At 65.7% G+C, this 20,230-nt stretch carries 24 protein-coding genes; 14 read left to right on the top strand and 10 right to left on the bottom strand.

Going from position 1 to position 20,230, the window contains the following annotated elements; all coding sequences use genetic code 11:
* Positions 1-21: 21 nt before the first annotated feature.
* The 5 genes from yajC to ACKOED_RS07210 are packed head-to-tail and all read left to right on the top strand — an operon-like array spanning position 22 to position 4,030.
* Complete coding sequence (yajC, locus tag ACKOED_RS07190) at positions 22-357, top strand: preprotein translocase subunit YajC (protein ID WP_408915906.1); 336 nt, start codon at positions 22-24, stop codon at positions 355-357.
* A 6-nt stretch (positions 358-363) separates the two neighbouring features.
* A complete protein-coding gene (gene secD / locus ACKOED_RS07195) occupies positions 364-1,965 on the top strand; it encodes a protein translocase subunit SecD (protein WP_408915907.1) in 1,602 nt (533 codons plus the stop codon).
* Positions 1,966-1,980: 15 nt separating this feature from the next.
* Positions 1,981-2,922 (top strand): protein translocase subunit SecF, encoded by a 942-nt coding sequence (gene secF / locus ACKOED_RS07200; protein WP_408915908.1) that lies wholly within the window; start codon positions 1,981-1,983, stop codon positions 2,920-2,922.
* A complete protein-coding gene (locus ACKOED_RS07205) occupies positions 2,919-3,290 on the top strand; it encodes an Mth938-like domain-containing protein (protein ID WP_408915909.1) in 372 nt (123 codons plus the stop codon). Before secF ends, ACKOED_RS07205 begins: the two co-directional genes overlap by 4 nt.
* A complete protein-coding gene (locus tag ACKOED_RS07210) occupies positions 3,287-4,030 on the top strand; it encodes a phytoene/squalene synthase family protein (protein ID WP_408915910.1) in 744 nt (247 codons plus the stop codon). The genes ACKOED_RS07205 and ACKOED_RS07210 overlap by 4 nt, the downstream gene beginning before the upstream one ends.
* Before the next feature lie 53 nt (positions 4,031-4,083).
* Here the strand turns inward: ACKOED_RS07210 and trmFO are convergent, their stop codons facing one another.
* Positions 4,084-5,490: a methylenetetrahydrofolate--tRNA-(uracil(54)-C(5))-methyltransferase (FADH(2)-oxidizing) TrmFO gene (trmFO, locus tag ACKOED_RS07215; RefSeq protein WP_408915911.1), complete on the bottom strand. Its 1,407-nt coding sequence runs from the start codon at positions 5,488-5,490 to the stop codon at positions 4,084-4,086.
* Positions 5,491-5,571: 81 nt separating this feature from the next.
* Here trmFO and ACKOED_RS07220 point away from each other — a divergent pair, with 81 nt between their 5' ends.
* Genes ACKOED_RS07220 through ACKOED_RS07245 form a run of 6 tightly spaced genes read left to right on the top strand, consistent with a single transcriptional unit; the run spans position 5,572 to position 10,864 of the window.
* On the top strand, positions 5,572-6,756 hold the full coding sequence (locus tag ACKOED_RS07220; protein ID WP_408915912.1) for a glycine C-acetyltransferase: 1,185 nt from the start codon (positions 5,572-5,574) through the stop codon (positions 6,754-6,756).
* A gap of 1 nt (position 6,757) precedes the next feature.
* Positions 6,758-7,783: an L-threonine 3-dehydrogenase gene (gene tdh / locus ACKOED_RS07225; RefSeq protein WP_408915913.1), complete on the top strand. Its 1,026-nt coding sequence runs from the start codon at positions 6,758-6,760 to the stop codon at positions 7,781-7,783.
* A gap of 10 nt (positions 7,784-7,793) precedes the next feature.
* Positions 7,794-8,801, top strand: coding sequence for a magnesium/cobalt transporter CorA (gene corA, locus ACKOED_RS07230; protein WP_408915914.1), 1,008 nt, complete (start codon positions 7,794-7,796; stop codon positions 8,799-8,801).
* Entirely contained in the window at positions 8,801-9,181 is a 381-nt protein-coding gene (crcB, locus tag ACKOED_RS07235) for a fluoride efflux transporter CrcB (protein WP_408915915.1), read from the top strand. Before corA ends, crcB begins: the two co-directional genes overlap by 1 nt.
* Positions 9,178-10,164: an RluA family pseudouridine synthase gene (locus tag ACKOED_RS07240; RefSeq protein WP_408915916.1), complete on the top strand. Its 987-nt coding sequence runs from the start codon at positions 9,178-9,180 to the stop codon at positions 10,162-10,164. The genes crcB and ACKOED_RS07240 overlap by 4 nt, the downstream gene beginning before the upstream one ends.
* Position 10,165: 1 nt before the next feature.
* Positions 10,166-10,864, top strand: coding sequence for an ATP12 family chaperone protein (locus ACKOED_RS07245; protein ID WP_408915917.1), 699 nt, complete (start codon positions 10,166-10,168; stop codon positions 10,862-10,864).
* Between the two features lie 40 nt (positions 10,865-10,904).
* On the opposite strand, the gene ACKOED_RS07250 is transcribed toward ACKOED_RS07245, so the two are convergent.
* A complete protein-coding gene (locus tag ACKOED_RS07250) occupies positions 10,905-11,735 on the bottom strand; it encodes a carbohydrate ABC transporter permease (RefSeq protein ID WP_408915918.1) in 831 nt (276 codons plus the stop codon).
* 213 nt (positions 11,736-11,948) lie between these two features.
* Here ACKOED_RS07250 and rpsD point away from each other — a divergent pair, with 213 nt between their 5' ends.
* The gene (gene rpsD, locus ACKOED_RS07255) at positions 11,949-12,566 is read left to right on the top strand and encodes a 30S ribosomal protein S4 (protein WP_408915919.1); all 618 of its coding nucleotides are present in this window, start codon (positions 11,949-11,951) and stop codon (positions 12,564-12,566) included.
* A gap of 23 nt (positions 12,567-12,589) precedes the next feature.
* Positions 12,590-12,715, top strand: a complete 126-nt coding sequence (locus ACKOED_RS07260) for a hypothetical protein (protein WP_408915920.1) — start codon at positions 12,590-12,592, stop codon at positions 12,713-12,715.
* A gap of 79 nt (positions 12,716-12,794) precedes the next feature.
* Here ACKOED_RS07260 and ACKOED_RS07265 read toward each other — a convergent pair whose 3' ends face one another.
* The 7 genes from ACKOED_RS07265 to ACKOED_RS07295 form a co-directional block, all read right to left on the bottom strand.
* Positions 12,795-13,238, bottom strand: a complete 444-nt coding sequence (locus ACKOED_RS07265; RefSeq protein ID WP_408915921.1) for an Lrp/AsnC family transcriptional regulator — start codon at positions 13,236-13,238, stop codon at positions 12,795-12,797.
* A gap of 69 nt (positions 13,239-13,307) precedes the next feature.
* Positions 13,308-14,570, bottom strand: a complete 1,263-nt coding sequence (locus tag ACKOED_RS07270; protein WP_408915922.1) for an APC family permease — start codon at positions 14,568-14,570, stop codon at positions 13,308-13,310.
* A 228-nt stretch (positions 14,571-14,798) separates the two neighbouring features.
* Positions 14,799-15,893, bottom strand: coding sequence for a molybdenum ABC transporter ATP-binding protein (gene modC, locus ACKOED_RS07275; protein ID WP_408915923.1), 1,095 nt, complete (start codon positions 15,891-15,893; stop codon positions 14,799-14,801).
* Positions 15,890-16,585, bottom strand: coding sequence for a molybdate ABC transporter permease subunit (gene modB / locus ACKOED_RS07280; RefSeq protein WP_408915924.1), 696 nt, complete (start codon positions 16,583-16,585; stop codon positions 15,890-15,892). The genes modC and modB overlap by 4 nt, the downstream gene beginning before the upstream one ends.
* 195 nt (positions 16,586-16,780) lie before the next feature.
* A complete protein-coding gene (locus ACKOED_RS07285) occupies positions 16,781-17,527 on the bottom strand; it encodes an N-acetylmuramidase domain-containing protein (protein WP_408915925.1) in 747 nt (248 codons plus the stop codon).
* Positions 17,524-17,946, bottom strand: a complete 423-nt coding sequence (locus ACKOED_RS07290; RefSeq protein WP_408915926.1) for a c-type cytochrome — start codon at positions 17,944-17,946, stop codon at positions 17,524-17,526. The genes ACKOED_RS07285 and ACKOED_RS07290 overlap by 4 nt, the downstream gene beginning before the upstream one ends.
* A complete protein-coding gene (locus tag ACKOED_RS07295; RefSeq protein ID WP_408915927.1) occupies positions 17,943-19,148 on the bottom strand; it encodes a pyrophosphate--fructose-6-phosphate 1-phosphotransferase in 1,206 nt (401 codons plus the stop codon). The genes ACKOED_RS07290 and ACKOED_RS07295 overlap by 4 nt, the downstream gene beginning before the upstream one ends.
* Positions 19,149-19,285: 137 nt before the next feature.
* Here ACKOED_RS07295 and ACKOED_RS07300 point away from each other — a divergent pair, with 137 nt between their 5' ends.
* Positions 19,286-19,747 carry a DUF2852 domain-containing protein gene (locus ACKOED_RS07300; RefSeq protein WP_408915928.1) on the top strand — a complete coding sequence of 154 codons (462 nt, stop codon included), beginning with the start codon at positions 19,286-19,288 and terminating at the stop codon, positions 19,745-19,747.
* 56 nt (positions 19,748-19,803) lie between these two features.
* Here the strand turns inward: ACKOED_RS07300 and ACKOED_RS07305 are convergent, their stop codons facing one another.
* Positions 19,804-20,193: a flagellar biosynthetic protein FliO gene (locus ACKOED_RS07305; RefSeq protein ID WP_408915929.1), complete on the bottom strand. Its 390-nt coding sequence runs from the start codon at positions 20,191-20,193 to the stop codon at positions 19,804-19,806.
* Positions 20,194-20,230: the final 37 nt, after the last annotated feature.

Raw genomic sequence — 20,230 nt, forward strand, 5'->3', positions numbered from 1 at the left:
AATTCGAGAGGGGAGACCAGCGTGTTCATTACTCCGGCCTATGCCCAGGCGGCCGCACCCGGTGCCGGCGATTTCATCGGCATGATCCTGCCGCTCGTACTGATCATGGCGGTGTTCTATTTCCTGCTGATCCGCCCTCAGCAGCGCAAGATGAAGGAGCATCAGGAGATGCTCAAGAAAGTCGGAAAGGGCGACACCATCGTGACCAGCGGCGGTCTGATCGGCAAGGTCATCAAGGTGATTGACGACAACGAGCTGCAGGTCGAGGTGGGCGAGAACGTCAAGGTGCGCGTGCTGCGCACCGGCATCGCCGATGTCCGCGCCAAGGGCGAGCCCGCCAAGACCGAGACCAAGTAAGCCGCGATGCTGAATTTCCCGCGCTGGAGAGCCATCGCGATCCTCGCCGCCATTCTGGTGGCGGCGATTCTGGCGCTGCCCAATATCGTCTCGCCGGCCTGGCAGGAGACGCTGCGCGCGTGGAACCTGCGTCCGGTCACCCTGGGCCTCGACCTGCAGGGCGGCTCCAACGTGCTGCTTGAGGTCGACCGTGCCGATCTCATCGACAGGCTGACCCGCCAGCTGGCGAGCGACGTGCGCAGCACGATGCGCGATGCCAAGGTGGGCTACAGCGGGCTGACGCGAAGCGGTGACGCCGTGCGGGTGAGGGTAAGCAAGCCCGAGGATGCCGATAAGGCCGAGACCGAGCTCAAGAAACTTCTGAACCCGCTGGACAGCGGGTTGTTCGGCGCCGGCGGGCAGGTGAATCTGTTCGACCTCGCGCGGGACGGCCAGCAATTCACCTTCACGATCGCGCCCAAGGGGCTGGACGCCAAGATCGCGCTGGCGGTGTCGCAGAGCCTCCGGATCGTCGAAAACCGCGTCAATGCGCTGGGCACCTCCGAGCCGGTGATCCAGCAGCAGGGCAAAGACCGCATCGTGGTGCAGCTGCCCGGTATACAAAATCCTGACCAGGTGAAGAGCGTCATCGGCCGCACCGCCAAGCTCACCTTTCAGCTGGTGTGCGAAGCACAGCCCACGGGCCAGGGCCAGAACCCGCCGCAGGACTGCGCGGCTGTTCCCCTCAAGGACGAGCCCACCAGGGACATGTGGGTGCAGACCTCGACGCGGGCGACGGTTGACGGCGCCGATCTCGTCGATGCCCGCGGCGCCTTCGACCAGAACAACAATCCGGTGGTCTCGTTCCGCTTCAACACCAAGGGCGCCGACCGCTTCGCCAAGCTGACGCGTGACAATGTCGGCAAGCCCTTTGCCATCATTCTCGACGACCTGGTGGTGAGCTCGCCGGTCATCAATGAGCCGATCCTTGGCGGCTCGGGCCAGATCTCCGGCAGGTTCACCGTCCAGGAGACCAATGACCTCGCCGTGGTCCTGCGCTCAGGCGCGCTGCCCACCAAGCTCACGATCGTGGAGGAGCGCACCGTGGGCCCAAGCCTCGGCTCGGACTCGATCCGCGCTGGCCTCATCGCCTCGGCCATCGGGCTCGTGCTGGTGCTGATCTTCATGGTGGTGGGCTATGGGCTGTTTGGCATCTTCGCCAACATCGCGCTGCTCGCCAACCTTCTGGCGCTGATCGCGCTGATGTCGTTCTTCGGCTTCACCCTCACGCTGCCCGGCATTGCCGGCATCGTGCTGACGATGGGCATGGCGGTTGATTCCAACGTGCTGATCTATGAGCGTATCCGCGAGGAGTGGCGCAACGGCCGCTCGGCGCTGAGCGCCATCGAGACCGGATTCAAGGCGGCGCTCGGCACCATCTGGGACGCCAACCTGACGACGCTCGTCGCGGCGCTGGCGCTGTTTGGCGTCGGCTCCGGGCCCATCCGCGGCTTCGCCGTCACGCTGTTTATCGGCATCATCACCACCATGTTCACGGCTTTTGCCCTTACCCAGCTCATCGTGGCCATGTGGGTGAAGTGGAAGCGGCCGAAGGAGGTCCCGCTCTAGGGCGGGAGCAGTTCCATGAAAGGCATTCGCCTCATCCCGGACGACACCAAGATCCCGTTCATGCGGTACAGCCGCTATGGCTACCTCGTTTCCGGCATTCTGTGCGCCGCGTCGATCCTGCTGTTCGCGCTCGTCGGTCTCAACATGGGTGTTGATTTCAAGGGCGGCACGGTGATCACCATCCGCACCGCCGAGCCCGCCAATCTCGACAATCTGCGCACCACCATCAACGGGCTTGGCCTCGGGGCGGCGGAGCTGCAGGAATTCGGCTCGCCCAATGACGTGCTGATCAGGATCGGCACCCAGGAAGGCGGCGACGAGGCGCAGCAGGCGGCCGTCAACACGATCAAGGAGGCCCTGGGCACAGGCGTGGACTACCGCAGCGTCGAGGTGGTCGGCCCGAAGGTTTCGGGCGAGCTCGCGCAGCAGGGCATCCTGGCGGTGGTGATCGCGCTGTTCCTGGTGCTGGTTTATATCTGGTTCCGCTTCGAATGGCAGTTCGCGCTGGGGGCCATCGCCTCGCTGATGCATGACGTGACGCTGACCATCGGCCTGTTCTGTCTTCTGGGCCTTGAGTTCAACCTGTCGATCATCGCGGCGATCCTCACCATCATCGGCTATTCATTGAACGACACGGTGGTCATCTATGACCGCATCCGCGAGTTCCTGCGCAAATACAAATCCATGCCCTTCGCCGATCTCATGGACTTCTCGATCAACTCGGTGCTGCCGCGAACCCTGATGACCTCGGTGTCGGTGCTGCTGGCGTTGCTGGCGCTTTACATCTGGGGCGGCGAGGTGATTGCGGGCTTCACCTTCACCATGATCTGGGGCGTGATCGTGGGCACCTATTCGTCTTACTTCATCGCCACGCCGATCCTGTTGCTGCTCGGCACCCCGCGCGATGCCCAGAAGGCGGCGGCGGAAGCCAAGGCGCAGGCCGCCGCAAGGCCGTGACCGCGCGGTTCCCCGGCCGCGCCGCCATCGACAGCTATGGCGCGGGGGGCTTCGGCTTTGCCGGCATGTCGCACCGCGGATCGATCCTGGCGCTGCCGTCTGGCATCTATGCCTGGACGCCGGACCCCGCCGCCCTGACCCAGGAAGATTTCGCTTTGCCGCTCGCCGAAGCGGACGCCATCGAACTCCTGATCATCGGCACCGGGCTGGCGATGATGCCGCTTGCCAGGCTGCGCGCGGCGTTGCGGTCCTCGGGCCTCAACAGCGAGGCGATGGCAACCGGCCATGCGGTGGCGACCTACAATCTGCTGCTTGAGGAAAAGCGCCAAGTCGCGGCAGCGCTGATCGCCGTCAGCCATCCGGCATGAGCGGTGTTTCGGACATCGTGCGGACGCTGGACCGCGACCGTTACCTCTCCACGCTCTTCGCGCCCGATGACACGCGTCCCGCTCTCCTCGCACTCTATGCTTTCAATGCCGAGGTGAGCCGCATTCCGGCAACGGTGAGCGAGCCAGGTCTGGGGCTGATCCGCCTGCAATGGTGGCGGGATACGGTTGTGAGCCTCTATGCCGGAGGAAATGGCGCCGGGCATCCGGTGGCGGGGGCGCTGGCAGGCGCAATCCAGAACGGCGGAGTGCCGGAACAGGCGCTCACCGATCTCATCACCGCCCATGAGTTCGATCTCTATGATGACCGGATGCCGGATCTGACGGCGCTTGAAGCCTATCTCGGCGAAACCCAGTCGCGGCTCATTCAGATGGCGGCGATGATCCTTGACCGTCAGGCGGCGCCCAAGGCCAGCGCGGCGGCAGGTCTGGCGGGCGTTGCCTATGGCCTCGCCCTGATCCTTGCGAACCCGCGGCGGCGCGATGTGTTCCTGCCGCCCGGCATGGATGTGGCGGCGGCCATCGCCCATGCCCGGAGCCGGCTGGCCGAAGCCCTGGCGCTGCTGCCGGGGCTGCCGAAACCGCTGCTTCCGGCCTTCCTGCCGGTGAGCCTGACCGCGACGTTCCTCAACCGCGTGAGCAAGCATCCGGATCAACCGCTCTCTGTTTCGCCCCTGCGGCGGCAACTCACGATGTGGTGGACGGCGCGGGGGTGGGGTTAGGGTATGATGTGCTGGTCCGCCTCCCGCCGCGCCAGCGCTGCGGGAAGGGCGTCTCACTCCGCGGCCTTGACCTGGGCGCTTCCGATCCAGGCGGAGAAATCGGCCATCGCCCGCAGGCAATAGGCGCGCTTGCGCTCCACCGCCTGCTCGGCGGGTTTGAGGCGCTTGCCATCCCTGGTCTTTACCTTTTCGATTGGCGGGAACAGACCGAAATTCACGTTCATCGGCTGGAAGGATGAGCCGCGCGCGTCGGTGGTCTCGATATGCCCGCCGGTGATGTGGTTGATGAGCGCGCCATGCGCCGTCGCGGGTGGCGGAAGCTCGAAGGCCACACCGCGCGCCTCGGCGGCGGCCATGCGGCCGGCCAGAAGCCCGATGGCGGCGCTCTCGACATAGCCCTCAACACCCGTCACCTGCCCGGCAAAGCGCAGCCGCGGCGCCGCTTTGAGACGGAGCTTGTCATCCAGCACGCGCGGGCTGTTGAGAAAGGTGTTGCGGTGAAGCCCGCCGAGCCTGGCGAATTCCGCGTGTTCAAGCCCGGGAATGGTGCGGAACACCTTCACCTGATCGGCGTATTTCAGCTTGGTCTGGAAGCCCACCATGTTGAACAGCGTGCCAAGCTTGTTGTCCTGCCGGAGCTGCACGACCGCATAGGGCTTCTCATCCGGCCTGTGGGCGTCGGTGAGGCCGCGCGGCTTCATCGGCCCGTGGCGCAGCGTTTCCGGCCCGCGCTCGGCCATCACCTCGATGGGCAGGCAGCCGTCGAAATAAGGGGTATTCTTCTCCCATTCCCGGAAATCGGTTTTCTCGCCGTCGATCAGCATGCGGACGAAGGTCTCATACTGGCCGCGGTTCATCGGACAGTTGATATAGTCCTTGCCGGTGCCGCCGGGCCCCGGCTTGTCGTAGCGCGACTGGAACCAGGCCACCTCCATATTGATCGTCTCGCGGTGGACGATGGGGGCGATGGCATCGAAGAAGGCGAGCTGGTCCTCGCCGGTGAGGGCGCGGATTGCCCCGGCAAGGGCGGGCGAGGTCAAGGGGCCGGTGGCGATGATCACGTTCCGCCACTCTTCCGGCGGAAGCCCGGCGATTTCGCCTTCCGCGACGCTGACCAGCGGGTGCCGGCGCAGCCGTTCGGTGATCTCGGCCGAAAAGGCGTCACGGTCCACCGCCAGCGCGCCGCCGGCCGGCACCTGGTGGCGGTCCGCCACCGCCATGACCAGCGAGCCCGCCTGGCGCATCTCCCAGTGCAACAGACCCACGGCGTTCTGGCCCGAATCATCCGAGCGGAAGGAGTTGGAACAGACGAGCTCGGCGAAGCCGCCGGTCTTGTGCGCCTCGGTTTGCCGGGACGGGCGCATCTCGTGCAGCACCACGGGAATGCCGGCGCTCGCCGCCTGCCAGGCGGCTTCGGAGCCGGCCAGCCCGGCGCCGATGATGTGGATGGGATGTGTCATGGCGCTGTCGTACCACGCGCCGCCGTGGGTTGAAAGAATTGGGCGCTTCCCGCGCGGGCCGGGGCGGAGTAGTCTTTCGCCATGAGCAGCACGCTTGCCGGTATCTCCTCTGAATTGGACGCCATCCGCGCCCAGAGCCTGTGGAAGCTGGAGCGGCCGATCCTCGGCCACCAGTCGGCCCATATCGCCGTGGCGGGCGGACGCCAGGTTCTCAATTTCTGCGCCAACAATTACCTTGGCCTTGCTGACCATCCAGAACTGATCGCCGCGGCCCAGGAGGCACTCCAGAGCCATGGCCTCGGCATGGCCTCGGTGCGTTTCATCTGCGGCACCTCGGACCTGCATCTGGCGCTGGAGCGGCGGCTTGCCGAGTATCTCGGCACCGAGGACGCGATCCTGTTCGCGGCCTGTTTCGACGCCAATGGCGCGGTGTTCGAGCCCCTGTTCGGCGAGCAGGATGCGATCGTGTCTGACGCCCTCAACCATGCCTCGATCATCGACGGCATCCGCCTCTCCAAGGCGAAGCGGTTCCGCTATGCCAATGGCGACATGGATGACCTCGAAGTCCAGTTGAAGGCGGCGCGCGCGGCTGGCGCGCGGCGCGTCATCATCGTCACCGATGGCGTGTTCTCGATGGACGGCTATTTCGCAAAACTCGCAGGCATTCGCGCGCTGGCTGACCGGTTCGATGCGCTGGTGATGGTGGATGACTGCCACGCCACCGGCTTCATCGGGCCCCAGGGGCGCGGCACGCCGCATCGCGCCGGCGTGCGTGCCGACATTCTCACCGGCACGCTCGGCAAGGCCCTGAGCGGCTCGGCTGGCGGCTATATCGCCGCAAGCCAGCCGATCGTGGACCTGATGCGCCAGCGGGCGAGGCCCTATCTGTTCTCCAACGCCCTGCCGCCGCCCATCGTGGCGGCCGGGCTCAAGGCCATCGACATGGCGGAACGGGGCGATGATCTCCGCGCCCGCCTTTTTGACAATGCCAAGCGCTTCCGCGCCGGCATGGCTGCCGCGGGCTTCAACCTGCTGCCGGGCGAGCACCCGATCATCCCGGTTATGCTGGGCGAGGCGAGGATTGCGCAGGAGATGGCCGCGCGGCTTTATGACAAGGGCATCTATGTGACGGGCTTCTTCTTCCCCGTGGTGCCGAAGGGCCAGGCGCGCATCCGCACCCAGATGTCGGCGGCGCACAGCCCGGAGGATATCGACGCGGCGATTGCCGCCTTCACCGCGGCGGGAAAGGACATGGGAGTGATCTGAGATGCGCGCTTTGGTGAAGGCGGAGGCGGCCGAGGGCCTGGTCATGCGCGACGAGCCGGCGCCAGTGATCGGCCCCGACGACATTCTGATCAAGGTGGCGAAGACCGGCATCTGCGGCACCGACCTTCACATCTGGAAATGGGACGACTGGGCGAAAAAGACGATCCCCGTGCCGATGGTGGTTGGCCATGAGTTTTCGGGCGTGGTGGCCGAGGTCGGAAGCCATGTGCGCACCGTGAAGCCGGGCGACCGGGTGTCGGGCGAAGGCCATCTGATCGGCATGAAGAGCCGCATGGCCAGGGCCGGGCATTTTCACCTCGATCCCGAAACCCGGGGCGTGGGCGTCAATGTGCCCGGCGCCTTCGCCGATTACCTGCGCATCCCGGCCTTCAACGCCATTCATCTGCCGCCGGAGGTTGACGATGAGATCGGCGCCATTCTGGACCCGCTCGGCAATGCGGTCCACACCGCGCTCTCCTTCGACCTGGTTGGCGAGGATGTGCTGATCACCGGCGCGGGGCCGATCGGCATCATGGCCGCCGCGGTGTGCCGGCATGTGGGCGCGCGGCACGTGGTGGTGACCGACATCAATGATTACCGGCTGGCGCTGTGCAACGAGGTCACCGACGCGGTGACGGTCAATGTGGCGCGCGACGACCTCCGCGACGTCATGCACCGCCTCAGGATGGCCGAGGGCTTCGACATCGGGCTTGAGATGTCGGGCGCTCCCAAGGCCTTCGACCAGATGGTTGATCACATGATCATGGGTGGCAAGATCGCCATGCTGGGCATTCCATCGGGCCCCACCACGGTCGACTGGAACCGGGTGATCTTCAAATCGCTCACCATCAAGGGCATCTATGGCCGCGAGATGTTCGAGACCTGGTACAAGATGATCGCCATGCTGCAATCGGGCCTCGATGTGCGCAAGGTGATCACCCACCGGCTCAAGGCCGCCGACTATGCCCAGGGCTTCGCGCTGATGCGCCAGGGAAGCTGCGGCAAGGTGGTTCTGGACTGGGATTGAGGCGCAACGAATGCTCACCGCCTATGGCGCCGCCAATGACTGCCTGACCGAGCTTCCGGCTGGCCCCGTTCCCGCCATCCCGCCGGATTGCGTGTGGCTCGATCTCGTCGAGCCCACGGCGGAAGAGGAAGCGATCGTCGAGGCGGCCCTCGGCATCGACATCCCGACCCGCGAGGAACTCGCCGAGATCGAGGCCTCCTCGCGGCTCTACCAGGAGGATGGCGCGGCCTTCATGACGGCGAACCTGATCCGCCGCGGCGAAAATGACCAGCCGGAATCCTCGCCCGTCACCTTCATCATCAAGGACAACACGCTGATCACCATCCGCTATCATCACCCGCAGGCCTTTCCGGCCTATGTCAAGCGGGCGATGAAGCCGCAGACCACGGCGATGAACGGCTGGGGCATTCTGATCTCGCTGCTGGAAGCGGTGATCGACCGCGCCGCCGATCACCTCGAGCGCGCGGGCCAGATCGTCGACGAAACGTCCAAGAAAACCTTCGGCGCCAAGCGCGCGCTGTCCGGCATTCACAAGCAGGCGCCGCGCCGCACCGTGAACCTGCAGGAGCTGATCGAGAACATCGGCGAGGAAGGCGACTTCGTCTCCAAGATGCGCGAGAGCCTCGTCTCCATCGGCCGCATCGTCGCCTTCATGCAGGCGATCTCCGACCAGATGCGTGACAGCCGCAACGTCAAGGAAAACATTGCGCGCATCAAGATCCTGCAGCGCGACATCGTCTCGCTGACCGACCACGCCACTTTTCTGTCGGGCAAGATCAGTTTCCTGCTCGATGCCGTGCTGGGGCTCATTTCCATCGAGCAGAACGGCATCATCAAGATCTTCTCGGTGGCCGCCGTGGTTTTCCTGCCGCCCACGCTGGTAGCCTCGATCTATGGCATGAATTTCGCCGTGATGCCGGAACTGCAGTGGCAATATGGCTATCCGTTCGCCATCGGGCTTATGGTGATTTCGGCGATCCTGCCCTTCCTCTATTTCAAGCGCAAAGGGTGGCTGTGATGGCCCTTGTCCTGTGGGTGGCGCTGGGCGGCGCCATCGGCGCGGCGGCCCGCCATGGCGTCAATGTCTGGTCGGGGCGCTTGTTCGGCACCGAGTTTCCATGGCACACGCTGAGCGTCAATCTGCTCGGCTGCTTCATCATGGGGTTGCTGACCGGGCTCTTGGCGCTGAGGCTGTCGTTACCGCCGGAGGCGCGGGCCTTTCTGACCACCGGCATCCTTGGCGGCTTCACAACCTTCTCGGCCTTCGCGCTGGATTTCGCCATGCTGGTCGAGCGCAAGGCGATTGTGGCGGCGGGCGCCTATGCGGCGGCCTCTCTGCTCCTGTCGCTCGCCGCCGTGTTCTCCGGCCTGTGGCTGATGCGCGCCCTGCTGCAATGAGCGAAGTCAAACGCCATGTGGTGACGGCGGATGAGGACGGCATGCGGCTTGACCGCTGGTTCCGGCTGCATTTCCCGCAGGTGACCTTCGCCTATCTCAACAAGCTCACCCGCACCGGCCAGGTGCGGGTGGCTGGCGCCCGCGCCAGGACCAGCACCAGGCTGGTGGCCGAACAGGAAATCCGGGTGCCGCCGCTGGCCTTCGATTCGAGGCCCGCCGATCTGCCGAAGGCCGATGTGAAGCCGCTCACCCCGCAAGAGCGGCGGCTGTTCCAGTCCATGGTGCTGCATGAGGACGGCGATATCTATGTGCTGAACAAGCCCTCCGGGCTTGCCGTGCAGGGCGGCAGCAAGACGCATCATCATCTGGACGGGCTGCTGATGGGGCTTGGCGCCGAGCTGAAAGAGCGGCCCTTGCTCGTCCACCGGCTGGACCGCGACACGTCGGGCGTGATCGTCATCGCCAAGCGGCGGGCGGTGGCGGCGGCGCTGGGAAAGCTGTTCGCCACACGGGGCGTGAAGAAAACCTATTGGGCGCTGGTCAGGGGTGTTCCGAAGCCGGCGCAGGGCCGCATCGAGGTGGCGCTGATCAAGGCCAAGGGCCCCGAAGGCGACCGCATGCGGGCCTCACAGGCGGGCGAGGAGGAGGACGAGCAGCGGGCCGTCACGTTCTATTCCGTCATCGACAAGGCTCCGCCGGTTGCCGCCTGGGTGTCGCTGAAGCCGGTGACCGGCCGCCAGCACCAGCTGCGCGCCCATATGGCGCATATCGGCACGCCAATCCTGGGCGACGAGAAATATGGCGGCCAGGAGGGTATGCCGGAAGAGCTGGCGCAGAGGCTGCACCTGCATGCCAGGCGCATCGTGTTTCCGCATCCGCGCGGCGGCACGGTGGATGTCTCGGCGCCGGTCCCCGAGCATATGCGCCAGGGCTTTGCGCTGTTCGGCTTCGATGCCGATCGCTACCCGGAAGCGGAGGCCTGAGATGACGGCGCGCCGCCGCTTCTACAAGACCGTGACGGTCACCGGCGACAACGCCATCGCGCTCGATGGCAAGCCCATCAAGACGCCGATAAAGGCGCCGCTGCGCCTTCCCGCCAGGGCGCTGGCGGAAGCCGTGGCGGCGGAATGGGAGGCGCAAGGAGCCGAGATCGACCCCGCGTCGATGCCGCTCACCAGGCTCGCCAACACCGCGATCGACCGTATCGCCGGGGAGCGGCCGAAGATCGAGGCTGAAGCTTGTGCCTATGCCAACAGCGATCTCGTCTGCTACCGCGCCGAGCGGCCGCCCGATCTGGTGGCCTGCCAGGCCGCCGCCTGGGACCCGGTCGCCGACTGGGCGCGGACCGCGCTCGATGCGCCGTTCACGGTGACGGCCGGCGTGATGCACCAGCCGCAGCCCGCCGCGGCGCTCACCGCCTTCGGGGCGGCCGTGGCGGCACTCGATGATTTTGCGCTGGCCGCCTTCCACACCGTGATGACGCTGACCGGTTCGGCGCTGATCGCCATGATGCTGGCCCGCCGCGCCATCGCGCCGGACGAGGCTTGGCGCATCGCCCATGTCGATGAGGACTACCAGGCTGAGCTGTGGGGCGAGGATGACGAGGCCATGACCCGCCGCGCCTCCCGCCGGGCGGAATTCATGGCCAGCTGCCGGTTCCTGTTGCTGGCCATGGACGATTAGATGTGGAGCCTCAACTGGTTGTCCCCAGACGGTGGCGGTATCAGCTTCTTGCCAGACCCATGGTCAGCCCGCGCACCAGGTGGCGCTGCACCAGCAGGATGAAGACGAAGGCCGGAACGATGCTCGCCGTGCTGAGCGCCGCGGTGAGGCCCCAGTCCATATTGGCCATCAGGCTCAGCTGCACCGGCAGCACCCGGATCGAGGAGGTGAGGAACAGCGCCAGCACGAATTCCGTCCACGAGAAGACGGCGCAGAGGATGAAGCAGGCGGCGATGCCACCGCGGATCAGCGGCACGTGGATGCGCAGAAAGCTCTGCCAGGCGCTGGCGCCGTCGATCATCGCGGCCTCGCCCACCTCGCGCGGGATATCCTCGAGGAAGGACTTCAGCAGCAGGATGGCGAAGGGCATGTTGGCCGCGGCATGGGCGAGGATGACGCCGCCCCGCGTGTCCCGCAGGCCAAGCTGGTGATAGATCAGCACCAGCGGCACCGCCACCGCGATGGGCGGCAGGATGCGCTGGGCCAGCACCCAGAGCACGAACCAGCGGCCCGGCTCCCGCCCGGCGCGCGCCAGCCCATAGGCGGCGGGCAGCGCCAGGGCGAGGGTGAGGCCCGCCGCCCCGAGCGTGATGATGGCCGTATCGAGGATCGACTGGCGCGCGCTGAACAGCGAGGAGTCCGCCGCCAGCGTCACCCGGTAATTCTCGAGGCTCGGCGAGAAGCCGAACCAGACGATACGGTCCTTGTCATAAAGCGCGCCCGACGGCTTCACCGCGGCGAGCCCCCACCAGAACAGCGGAAACATGAATGCCCCCACGGTGGCGATTGCGGCGGCATCGCGGAGCAGGCGGAGGGCAGGGGACCTCGTCATTCCGCGCAAGTTTGGGCGAGGCGGCGCGGCCCCGCAAGGGGCGGTTCGCCCGGATTTGACAGCCGCCGCCCCTTCGCCTATGAGCTTCGGCATTCCGGGGCGATCACGTGCGCGCCCCGGTTTTGCTTGCCTGTGCCCCTCAAGGGGGCTGTCGGCCGGGAAACCGGCGCCAAGGAGGGTGGGTTCTCATCAGACGTCACGAGGAGACCGTAAATGACCAAACGCGCCAACGCGAAATACAAGATCGACCGCCGCATGGGCGAGAACATCTGGGGCCGCCCCAAGAGCCCGGTGAACAAGCGGGAATATGGCCCCGGCCAGCATGGCCAGCGCCGCAAGACCAAGCTTTCCAACTACGGCACACAGCTCAAGGCCAAGCAGAAGCTCAAGGGCTATTACGCCAACATGTCCGAGCGCCAGTTCCGCAAGGTCTATGACGAGGCCATCCGCATGACGGGCGACTCCTCGGAGAACCTCATCGGCCTCCTGGAGCGCCGCCTGGACATGGTGATCTACCGCGCCAAATTCGTGCCGACCGTCTTCGCCGCCCGCCAGTTCGTGAGCCACGGCCACGTCAAGCTGAACGGCCGCCGGGTCACCATCGGGTCGATCCGGCTCAAGGCCGGCGATACCGTCGAGCTCACCGACAAGGCCAAGGGCCTCGCCCTGGTGCTGGAATCAACCCAGCTCGCGGAGCGGGACACGCCGGACTACATCGAGGTCGACCACAAGGGCATGACCGCCCGTCTGGTGCGCGTTCCGGCCCTGTCGGACGTGCCCTATCCGGTGCAGATGCAGCCCAACCTGGTGGTCGAATACTACTCGGCGTAAGCTAAGCCGGATCCCGATCAAACATGGCCCGGCGTGTCCGGGCCATTTTCCCGAGGGCGCTGTCTATCGCTGCCGGAAAGGCCGGCGGGGCGGCGGCCGGACCGCATCTGGCGGCGCTGGCCCGTGACATGGCCAAGCCTGAAGGCTGAAGATACCGGCGCCTGCAAACGCGCGTTCCCGCGAGCGGCTTCGTTAAGGACACCAGGGGAGCGCGTGACGCATCCAACCCTAACGCCGGCTCCATTCCGAAAGAATGGGCATCGTATACATGTTTTCAACGGACGGGTCTCTGGCGATCCTGTCCCGCAGCGCTTCAAGTTCCGCATCGCCGGAAACAGCGACTTCGATTTGCAGATCGACATCGCGTGATGAAAAAGTCCGGATGCCGACGACTTCGGGCCACGGCTTGATCTTGTCAATGAGAACGCGGCAGCGCGTCATCCTGGTTTTGACGACAAAAACAGCGCGCACCGACTTTGACTGTATTTTTGCATCAGCGCTCACCTCGATCGTATAGCGCTTGATCACGCCGCTGGATTCGAGCTCCGCGAGACACCGCCTCACCCGCGGCCGCGTGGTCTTGAGCCGCAGCGCCAGCTCGGTGATCGACCGCCTGGAATTCTCCGCCAGCAAGTGCAGCAACGCGCGCTCAAAATCACCCAGCCGTCTCATGGCTTGCCCTCCGGCCGTTCCGTTCCGGCGGGAAAGCCTACTCTTTCCGGGCCTGTGGCGGCAATCGGCTCATGCCGCTCTTGCCTGGCCCATCCGCCGGTAGCGAAGGAACCCGAACCCGATCAGCGCCGCCGGATAGAGCATCAGAAGAGAAAAGCCCGATATCAGCAGCAGGCAAGAGCAGGCGGCGAGCGCTGTCACGGCCAATGTTGCAAATAACATCTCGCTGGACCGGTAGAAGGCGACAACGGAGACGCCAAACAGAACAATGAAGTTCTGGCTGACCAGCTTCACGATGAAACTCACCGGAACATGATAGAAAGACATCGACAGCACAATGACTGAGAACGTCACGCCCATGAAGACCAGCGCGTTGCGGGGGATTTGGGACTTGTCAAGTTCGCCAAGGACCGGCGGCAAAATCCCATCGCGGCCGCCGCTGAACACCAGACGGCTGCAGCCAACCACCCATGAATTGGCGTTCGCCAGGATAATCTCGGCCGTCAGGCCGTTCATCGCCATGCGAAGCTTCGGCGGAAAAAGGGCGGACAATCCGGCGGCACCCGAGACACCCATACCCGACAGGCTGGCGCCAGAGGCCGTGAGGGCCAGAACCCAGTAAAGCGCCAGAACGATCAGAAAACTCAGGAAATAGACAAGGGGTATCGTGCGGTTCGGATGCCGGAACTCCTCGAGGCCAAAAGACAGGTTTTCCCAGCCCAGAAAAGCCCAGAAGATGAGCGACAGCGCGGGCCACAGCGCGCTCCACGAGAGATCGGAAAACTGACCGGAAATCAGGACGGAGGCCCCCTTTGCCGCAAAGTCCCAGTTGCCGAACCCGATCAGCGCCACGACGGCGAGTACGAACGCGATTGAAATCGTGTTGACGAAGCTTGTGACCCTCACTCCCGTGAGATTGATGCCTGCCGAAAGCAGCAGAAACCCAACCGCCACAAAGCCTGTGTAGGTTCCCTGGGCGTCGCCCAGGAAGGCGCTGGCATAGGCGGCGCCAATCAACGCGAGCGCGGGGATGCCAAGAAAAAACGTGCCGATCAGCACCGTCACCACCGCGACCTTTGCCCAGGGGCCAAAGGCAACCTCGGCATAATGGGACAGACCTCCCACTCTTGGATATCGAAGGCCAAGTTTTGTAAAGACCATCAGCATCGGCAACATGAAGACGACGATCCCAAACCAGCCATAGAGGGCGGTCACTGGCCCGGCCTCATCGATCACCACGCCCGGCAGCCCCAGGAGGCCCGAGCCGATGACCATCGAGATGGCGATGATTGTGCCGGAGAAGACGCCGATCTCTTTTGAGAGGCTGTTCATGTTCGCATCCTCGGAAGCCACGCCTTTGGGATGCAGGGCGGGAAAGCAGATTGCAAATCCCGCGTCTGCGGGACCAGTGCTAACCAGCCGGAACGGAAGGGAGAAGAGACCAAAGCGGCTCCGGGCGTTCCAGTTCGATCTTCGAAGCGTGATTTCGGTGACAGTGCGCTCAATTCGGTCACGCAGATCATCGGACCCGCATCTGGTCCGGGGCAATAAAGCGCACTGTCACCGGAATTGGGAAGCTGACGGCCCGCTCACCGATACGGCCTTCACCACGCCATGGACGGCGCTGCCCGGTTTCAGTTCCAGCGCTTCCGCCGAATGCCGGGTGATGCGGGCGAGCAGCGCCTGGCCGCCGCAGTCGAGCGTCACGGTCACCGCATGGGCCCCGGCTGGGACAATCGCCGTCACGGCGCCCCGGAGAATGTTCAGCGCACTGATCTTCTGCGGCTCCTCCATGGCCAGCATGACATCGCGGGCCCTGATGCGGACGCGGACCGGCGCTCCCTCCGGCCCGGCGAAACCGGTGACGAAGACATCGCCCGCCGCCGCCCGCAGCCGGGTGAGGCCGGACCGCCTGTCATGGCCGGCCACCGTCATGTCGATGATGGCGCCGGTTTCGTCGTCTTCTCCGGGCGGTATGAGATCGAGCCGCTGGGCGATGGCCGCGGCGGGCCCAAAGGCCGCCAGCCGGCCCTGCGCCAGCACCGCGATGTCGCTCGCCAGCCGCATCACCTCCGCCACCGAATGGCTTACATAGACGATTGGAATTCGTGTTTCGTCTCTCAGCCGCTCGAGATAGGGCATGATCTCGGCCTTGCGCGCGGCGTCAAGCCCGGCCAATGGCTCATCCATCAGAAGCAAGCGGGGGGAAGCGAGCAGCGCGCGGCCGATCGCCACCCGTTGTTTCTCGCCCCCGGAGAGCCCGGCGGGACGGCGGTCCAGAAGGTGGCCGATGCCGAGGAGATCGATCACCTGACCGCGTGCCGCATAGCGTTCGCGGGCGGGCGTGAACCATTCGCCATAGGAAAGGTTCTGGCTCACCGTGAGATGCGGGAACAGACGGGACTCCTGGAACACATAGCCGATGCGGCGGCGGTGCGGCGGCAGCAGGATGCCCTTTGCTGTATCGGTCAGCGTCTTTCCGCCGATTTCCACCACGCCGCGGTCCGGGCGCAGCAAGCCGGCGATCACATTGACGAGGCTCGTCTTGCCCGAGCCAGAGGCGCCGAACACCGCGGTCACGGGGCCGGCGCTTTCGAAGGCGGCTTCCAAATGAAACGCGCCCAACGCCAGGCTGACATCGACGGCGAGGCTCATGTGGCGATCCGCTGCCCGGCGCGCCGCGCGAGGAATTCGGACACTATGAGCGCCGCCAATGAAATCGCCACCGAGATGGCGGTGAGACGCAGCGCCCCGGCATCGCCACCCGGCACCTGGGTGAGCGAATAGATGGCCGAGGGCAGGGTCTGGGTTTCGCCCGGAATGTTGGAGACGAAGGTGATGGTGGCGCCGAACTCGCCCATCGCCTTGGCGAAGCACAGGATCATGCCGGCGATGATGCCGGGAAGAATGAGCGGCAAGGTGACGGTGAGCACAACCCAGGCCGGGCTGGCGCCCAGCGTGCCGGCGGCGGCTTCCAGCTTACGGTCGACGGATTCAATCGACAGGCGGATGGCGCGCACCATCAGCGGAAAAGCCATCACCGCGCAGGCCAGCGCCGCGCCGGTCCAGCGGAAGGCGAAGACGATGCCGAATTCAGCGAGGAAGGACCCGATCGGCCCGCGGGCGCCGAAGGCCAGCAGCAGCAGATAGCCGGTGACGACCGGCGGCATCACCAGCGGCATGTGCACCAGGCCGTTGAGCAGCGACTTGCCCCAGAATTCGCGCCTCGCCAGCAGCCAGGCCACGGCCAGCGCCACCGGCAGGCTGGCGATCATCGCGACGGTGGCCACCTTGAGGCTGAGGCGCACCGCCATCCATTCCTCGGGCGTGAGGCTGAGCCAGGTCATGGCGCGGCGCGGCTGTTGCGGCCGTTGATGGTCCGCGCCACCAAATCGGCTGCCGTCATGCCGGCACAAGCTGGCATCCGGCTTTCATCCGGTGCAGCCGGACCCCGGCCTTCGCCGGTGTGACGCCGGCGTTGTGGCGGAGGAAAACTGCCGGCCTCAAGGACAGGACCCTTCATCGTCATATCCGAACGACTATTACGAATTGGCGGCAGCTTCAAGACCGCCGTTCAGCAGCTCGCCGGCATCCCGGCAGGCGGCGGCGATCCTGGCCGCATAGGCCTCGGCATTGCCGGGTCCATTATAGACGGAAGCAAAAGCCAGCCAGTCGCCAGCCCTCAAGGCAGGGAAAAGCGTCCTGGCGGCGCAGAAATCGAGAAACGCCAGCACTTGCCAGCGCTCGGACCGGGCGAAGGCGCGAAACATCGCATGGGCGGACTCATGGCCGGCGAGTTCATGGTTGAAGCCCATGATCTGCGGTCCGCCGAAGCTCGCGCACTGGCACGCGGTCTCTGGCCCGGCCAGTCCGGTGGCCAGCGCCAGCGCCAGATATTCCGTATGCTGATCGCCATGGAAACGCCGCCAGTCGCCGCCCGGGGTTTCGCGCAGCATGTGGTTCTGCCACTTGGCGCCCTCGGCGCCATGGCGGCCGCCGAACCGGAAATGCGCGTCGAACAGCGCCTCATGCCGGCTGCCCCAGCGGGCGAAGAATACATGCGCCTCGAAGCGCAACACCGGCCGCCCGCGCTGGAAGGGCAGGGCGCCGCATTCCACCATCCACACCGCCAGCATCGCATGGCGCGGGATCTCCAGTATCCGGCCAGCCCGCGTCAGGAGCCCGCCGATGCGGTTCCAGTTTTCGGCGGCGGCAGACGTTGCGCCCAGCCGCCGCCGCGGCCGCAGCGGCTGGCGGATCAGCCGGGCATCCTCCCTTATGCGCGTCACGGCGCTCCCTGCAGCGTTTCGAGATAGTGCATCAGGCCGGCGATCCGCCGCGAGGCATCATCCGAGGCGCGCAACGCATCGGCAACCGATGTGCTCTGGCCCACGCCTTCGCTCACGAACACATCGCCCCAGACCGGCATCTCGCGGGTCCCGTGGCCTTCGGGCATGTCGAGGCCGGCGATGGTGGCGAAGACGCGGTCTTCCGGGAACCGCCCATAGCGTTCGGTAATGCGGGTGAGGTCCACCGGCTTCTTCGGCAGCTTCGCGGCCTCCGGCCCATGGCCTTTGGCGTCCACCCCGTGGCAGGGCGCGCAGAGCTTCGCGAAATCGGCCTTGCCCTGTTCGAGCGCCTCATCGGCGCTGGCCGGCGAGGCGGCGATCACGGCGAGGAGCAGGGCGGCAAGTCTCCATCCGCTCATGACAGCTGCCCGATGTCCCTCAGCATGTCGGCGAACCAGGGCGTCGCCGGATCGAAATGCTTGCCGCCCCTGATGCGCGGGAATTCGATGGCGCGCAGTTCATCGCCGCGCTCCTCGTCATGGCCCACGACGCCCGAGGTTCCCGCAAGCGCCGCATCCACCGCCACATGCACCATGGCCCGGATCAGGTCGAGGTCAGCCCGGTTGGCGGCGGCCGAGCGTCCGAAATAGCCCGACTTCTGCACCAGCGTCTTGTCGGCGCCGATCTTCCTGGCGAACTGCTTGCCGAACCAGTCGCCCACCTTCACCTGGTCGAGCCGCACATGGCCGAAGGCGTCGCGGTCCACCGCTTCGCCCTTGGCTTCGAGTTCGGCGACGATCTCCGTGACACAGGCGCCTTCGCTGACGAAGATCGAGACCGAGTCCATCTCGTCCATCACCTTCCTGAGACGCTGCGCCTCGGCGGCGATGTCGATGGTCATTTCCGGAACATAAACCGCGTCAATGTCCTTGTGGCGGCGCGACAGGTTGAACTCCGGCAGGAATTCCAGCGCGTCGAGCCGTTCGCGCCAGGCGCGCGCCGTGGCGGCGGTGAGCCAGCCGCAGTGGCGGCCCATCACTTCATGAATGACCAGCTGGCGCGAGGAGGTCGACTGCTCGTTCACCACATTCTCGAAGAACAGGGCACCCTGTTCGGCCGCCGTCCAGGCGCCGAGCGTCTGGCGGATCGGCGCGACGTCATTGTCGATGGTCTTGGGCAGGCCCACCACGGTGAGATTGTAGCCGTTGGCGCTCAGGTACTGCGCAAGATCGGCGGCGGTGGTGTTGGTGTCATCGCCGCCGATCGTATGCAGGATGGTGATGCCGTCCTTCACCAGCTGGCCGGCAGCAACCTTCAGCGGATCCTCGCCCTCTTTCACCAGCCCGCGCTTCACGCAGTCCGCCACATTGGTGAGCTTCACCCGGCTGTTGCCGAGCGGGGTTCCGCCATGGGCGTGCAGCACATGGGCGCGGCGGCGCACTTCCGGCGTGACTGAAATCGAATTCCCCTGCAGCAGGCCTTTGTAACCCGCCAGATAGCCGATGATCGGCGCTTCGGGGGCGAGCTCGGAATAGCGCTCGATCAGCCCGCCCACCGCCGACGACAGGCAGGGCGCCAGCCCGCCGGCGGTCAACATCGCGATTTTGTGATGCCGCGTCATGATTGCCAAACTCCTCGGAAAATCATCCGGTTGCGCTTCTCCGCGAAACCCGCGCGGGACACCCGCTTGCGAATTTCGTTGAAAGCCGGAGGCAGGATTACCATGTCTCTGATCCTGAAGTCATGAAAGGAGTGACGATGATCAATTCCTCTGCCGGTATTGGTTCGAATGGCGGCCAGACCGCCTGCAACAAGTGGGGCGGCATGGGCCGCTGGTCGCCGTGGGAAATCGGCGCGATGGTTGCCGGGTTTGTGGTGTTCTGGCCGCTGGGCCTGGTGGCGCTGTTCGCCAAGTGGAAATTCGGCCAGCTGTGGAAAGGCTCCGCCACGGGCGCCAAGCCGTGGGACGGTTTCAGCATGCCGGCCTGGGGCGGTTTGAACAGGCAATGGTCCGGCGCCGGCATGTCGGGCTCGGGCAATGCGGCCTTCGACGAATATCGCCGCACCCAGCTTGAACGGCTCGAGGAAGAGCGCCGCCGCCTCGAGGATGAGCAGCGTGAGTTCCGCGCCTTCGTGGAGCGCCTGCGCCGCGCCAAGGACCAGGACGAGTTCGACCGCTTCATGGCCGAGCGCCGGGCGGCTGGCACGACCAACGTCTAGGAAGTCTCCCGCACCACCAAAGCCCGGCTGCAATGCCGGGCTTTTCTTTTTGCGCCTCAGCCGGCCGGTTCTTCGCGGCTGGCCGCGGCCGGCTGTTCGCCGGGCGTGCGCAAGGCCGGCGCCTTGCGGTCGCCGAACGCCGGCGGGCGCGGCGCGGCGCGGCTGGCGCCGGGGGCGGGGGCCGCGGACGGCGCGGCCAGCCCGGTTTCGACCACCACATCAGAGTGGCCGCCGATCAGCAGCAGATGTTCGGTCTGGTCGCGGCGGATCAGCACCAGGCGGCGGGAACGGTCGAGTTCGCGGTATTCGACGACGCTCAGCCGCTGGCCATGCCGCCCCAGCAGCCTGGGTGTGAGAACGCGGATGGCGATGGCCAGGGCCAGCAGCACCCCCAGCGCCACCGCGACGGTGCCCATCAATTGCGCGTTCTGGGTCACGAACTCCATGGCCCCGTCCTTCCAAAAAATCCCCGCCGTCAAGTGT

Source organism: Aestuariivirga sp. (assembly GCF_046093005.1).
GTDB lineage: Bacteria > Pseudomonadota > Alphaproteobacteria > Rhizobiales > Aestuariivirgaceae > Aestuariivirga.

Coding starts and splice junctions, on each gene's coding strand:
- secD (WP_408915907.1), top strand. CDS start 364: ATGCTGAATTTCCCGCGCTGGAGAGCCATCGCGATCCTCGCCGCCATT.
- ACKOED_RS07260 (WP_408915920.1), top strand. CDS start 12,590: ATGGCCCGGCGTGTCCGGGCCATTTTCCCGAGGGCGCTGTCTATCGCT.
- ACKOED_RS07300 (WP_408915928.1), top strand. CDS start 19,286: ATGATCAATTCCTCTGCCGGTATTGGTTCGAATGGCGGCCAGACCGCC.
- ACKOED_RS07290 (WP_408915926.1), bottom strand. CDS start 17,946: ATGAGCGGATGGAGACTTGCCGCCCTGCTCCTCGCCGTGATCGCCGCC.
- corA (WP_408915914.1), top strand. CDS start 7,794: ATGCTCACCGCCTATGGCGCCGCCAATGACTGCCTGACCGAGCTTCCG.
- tdh (WP_408915913.1), top strand. CDS start 6,758: ATGCGCGCTTTGGTGAAGGCGGAGGCGGCCGAGGGCCTGGTCATGCGC.
- modB (WP_408915924.1), bottom strand. CDS start 16,585: ATGACCTGGCTCAGCCTCACGCCCGAGGAATGGATGGCGGTGCGCCTC.
- ACKOED_RS07265 (WP_408915921.1), bottom strand. CDS start 13,238: ATGAGACGGCTGGGTGATTTTGAGCGCGCGTTGCTGCACTTGCTGGCG.
- ACKOED_RS07270 (WP_408915922.1), bottom strand. CDS start 14,570: ATGAACAGCCTCTCAAAAGAGATCGGCGTCTTCTCCGGCACAATCATC.
- secF (WP_408915908.1), top strand. CDS start 1,981: ATGAAAGGCATTCGCCTCATCCCGGACGACACCAAGATCCCGTTCATG.
- trmFO (WP_408915911.1), bottom strand. CDS start 5,490: ATGACACATCCCATCCACATCATCGGCGCCGGGCTGGCCGGCTCCGAA.
- ACKOED_RS07295 (WP_408915927.1), bottom strand. CDS start 19,148: ATGACGCGGCATCACAAAATCGCGATGTTGACCGCCGGCGGGCTGGCG.
- modC (WP_408915923.1), bottom strand. CDS start 15,893: ATGAGCCTCGCCGTCGATGTCAGCCTGGCGTTGGGCGCGTTTCATTTG.
- ACKOED_RS07245 (WP_408915917.1), top strand. CDS start 10,166: ATGACGGCGCGCCGCCGCTTCTACAAGACCGTGACGGTCACCGGCGAC.
- ACKOED_RS07240 (WP_408915916.1), top strand. CDS start 9,178: ATGAGCGAAGTCAAACGCCATGTGGTGACGGCGGATGAGGACGGCATG.
- crcB (WP_408915915.1), top strand. CDS start 8,801: ATGGCCCTTGTCCTGTGGGTGGCGCTGGGCGGCGCCATCGGCGCGGCG.
- ACKOED_RS07210 (WP_408915910.1), top strand. CDS start 3,287: ATGAGCGGTGTTTCGGACATCGTGCGGACGCTGGACCGCGACCGTTAC.
- ACKOED_RS07305 (WP_408915929.1), bottom strand. CDS start 20,193: ATGGAGTTCGTGACCCAGAACGCGCAATTGATGGGCACCGTCGCGGTG.
- rpsD (WP_408915919.1), top strand. CDS start 11,949: ATGACCAAACGCGCCAACGCGAAATACAAGATCGACCGCCGCATGGGC.
- ACKOED_RS07250 (WP_408915918.1), bottom strand. CDS start 11,735: ATGACGAGGTCCCCTGCCCTCCGCCTGCTCCGCGATGCCGCCGCAATC.
- ACKOED_RS07220 (WP_408915912.1), top strand. CDS start 5,572: ATGAGCAGCACGCTTGCCGGTATCTCCTCTGAATTGGACGCCATCCGC.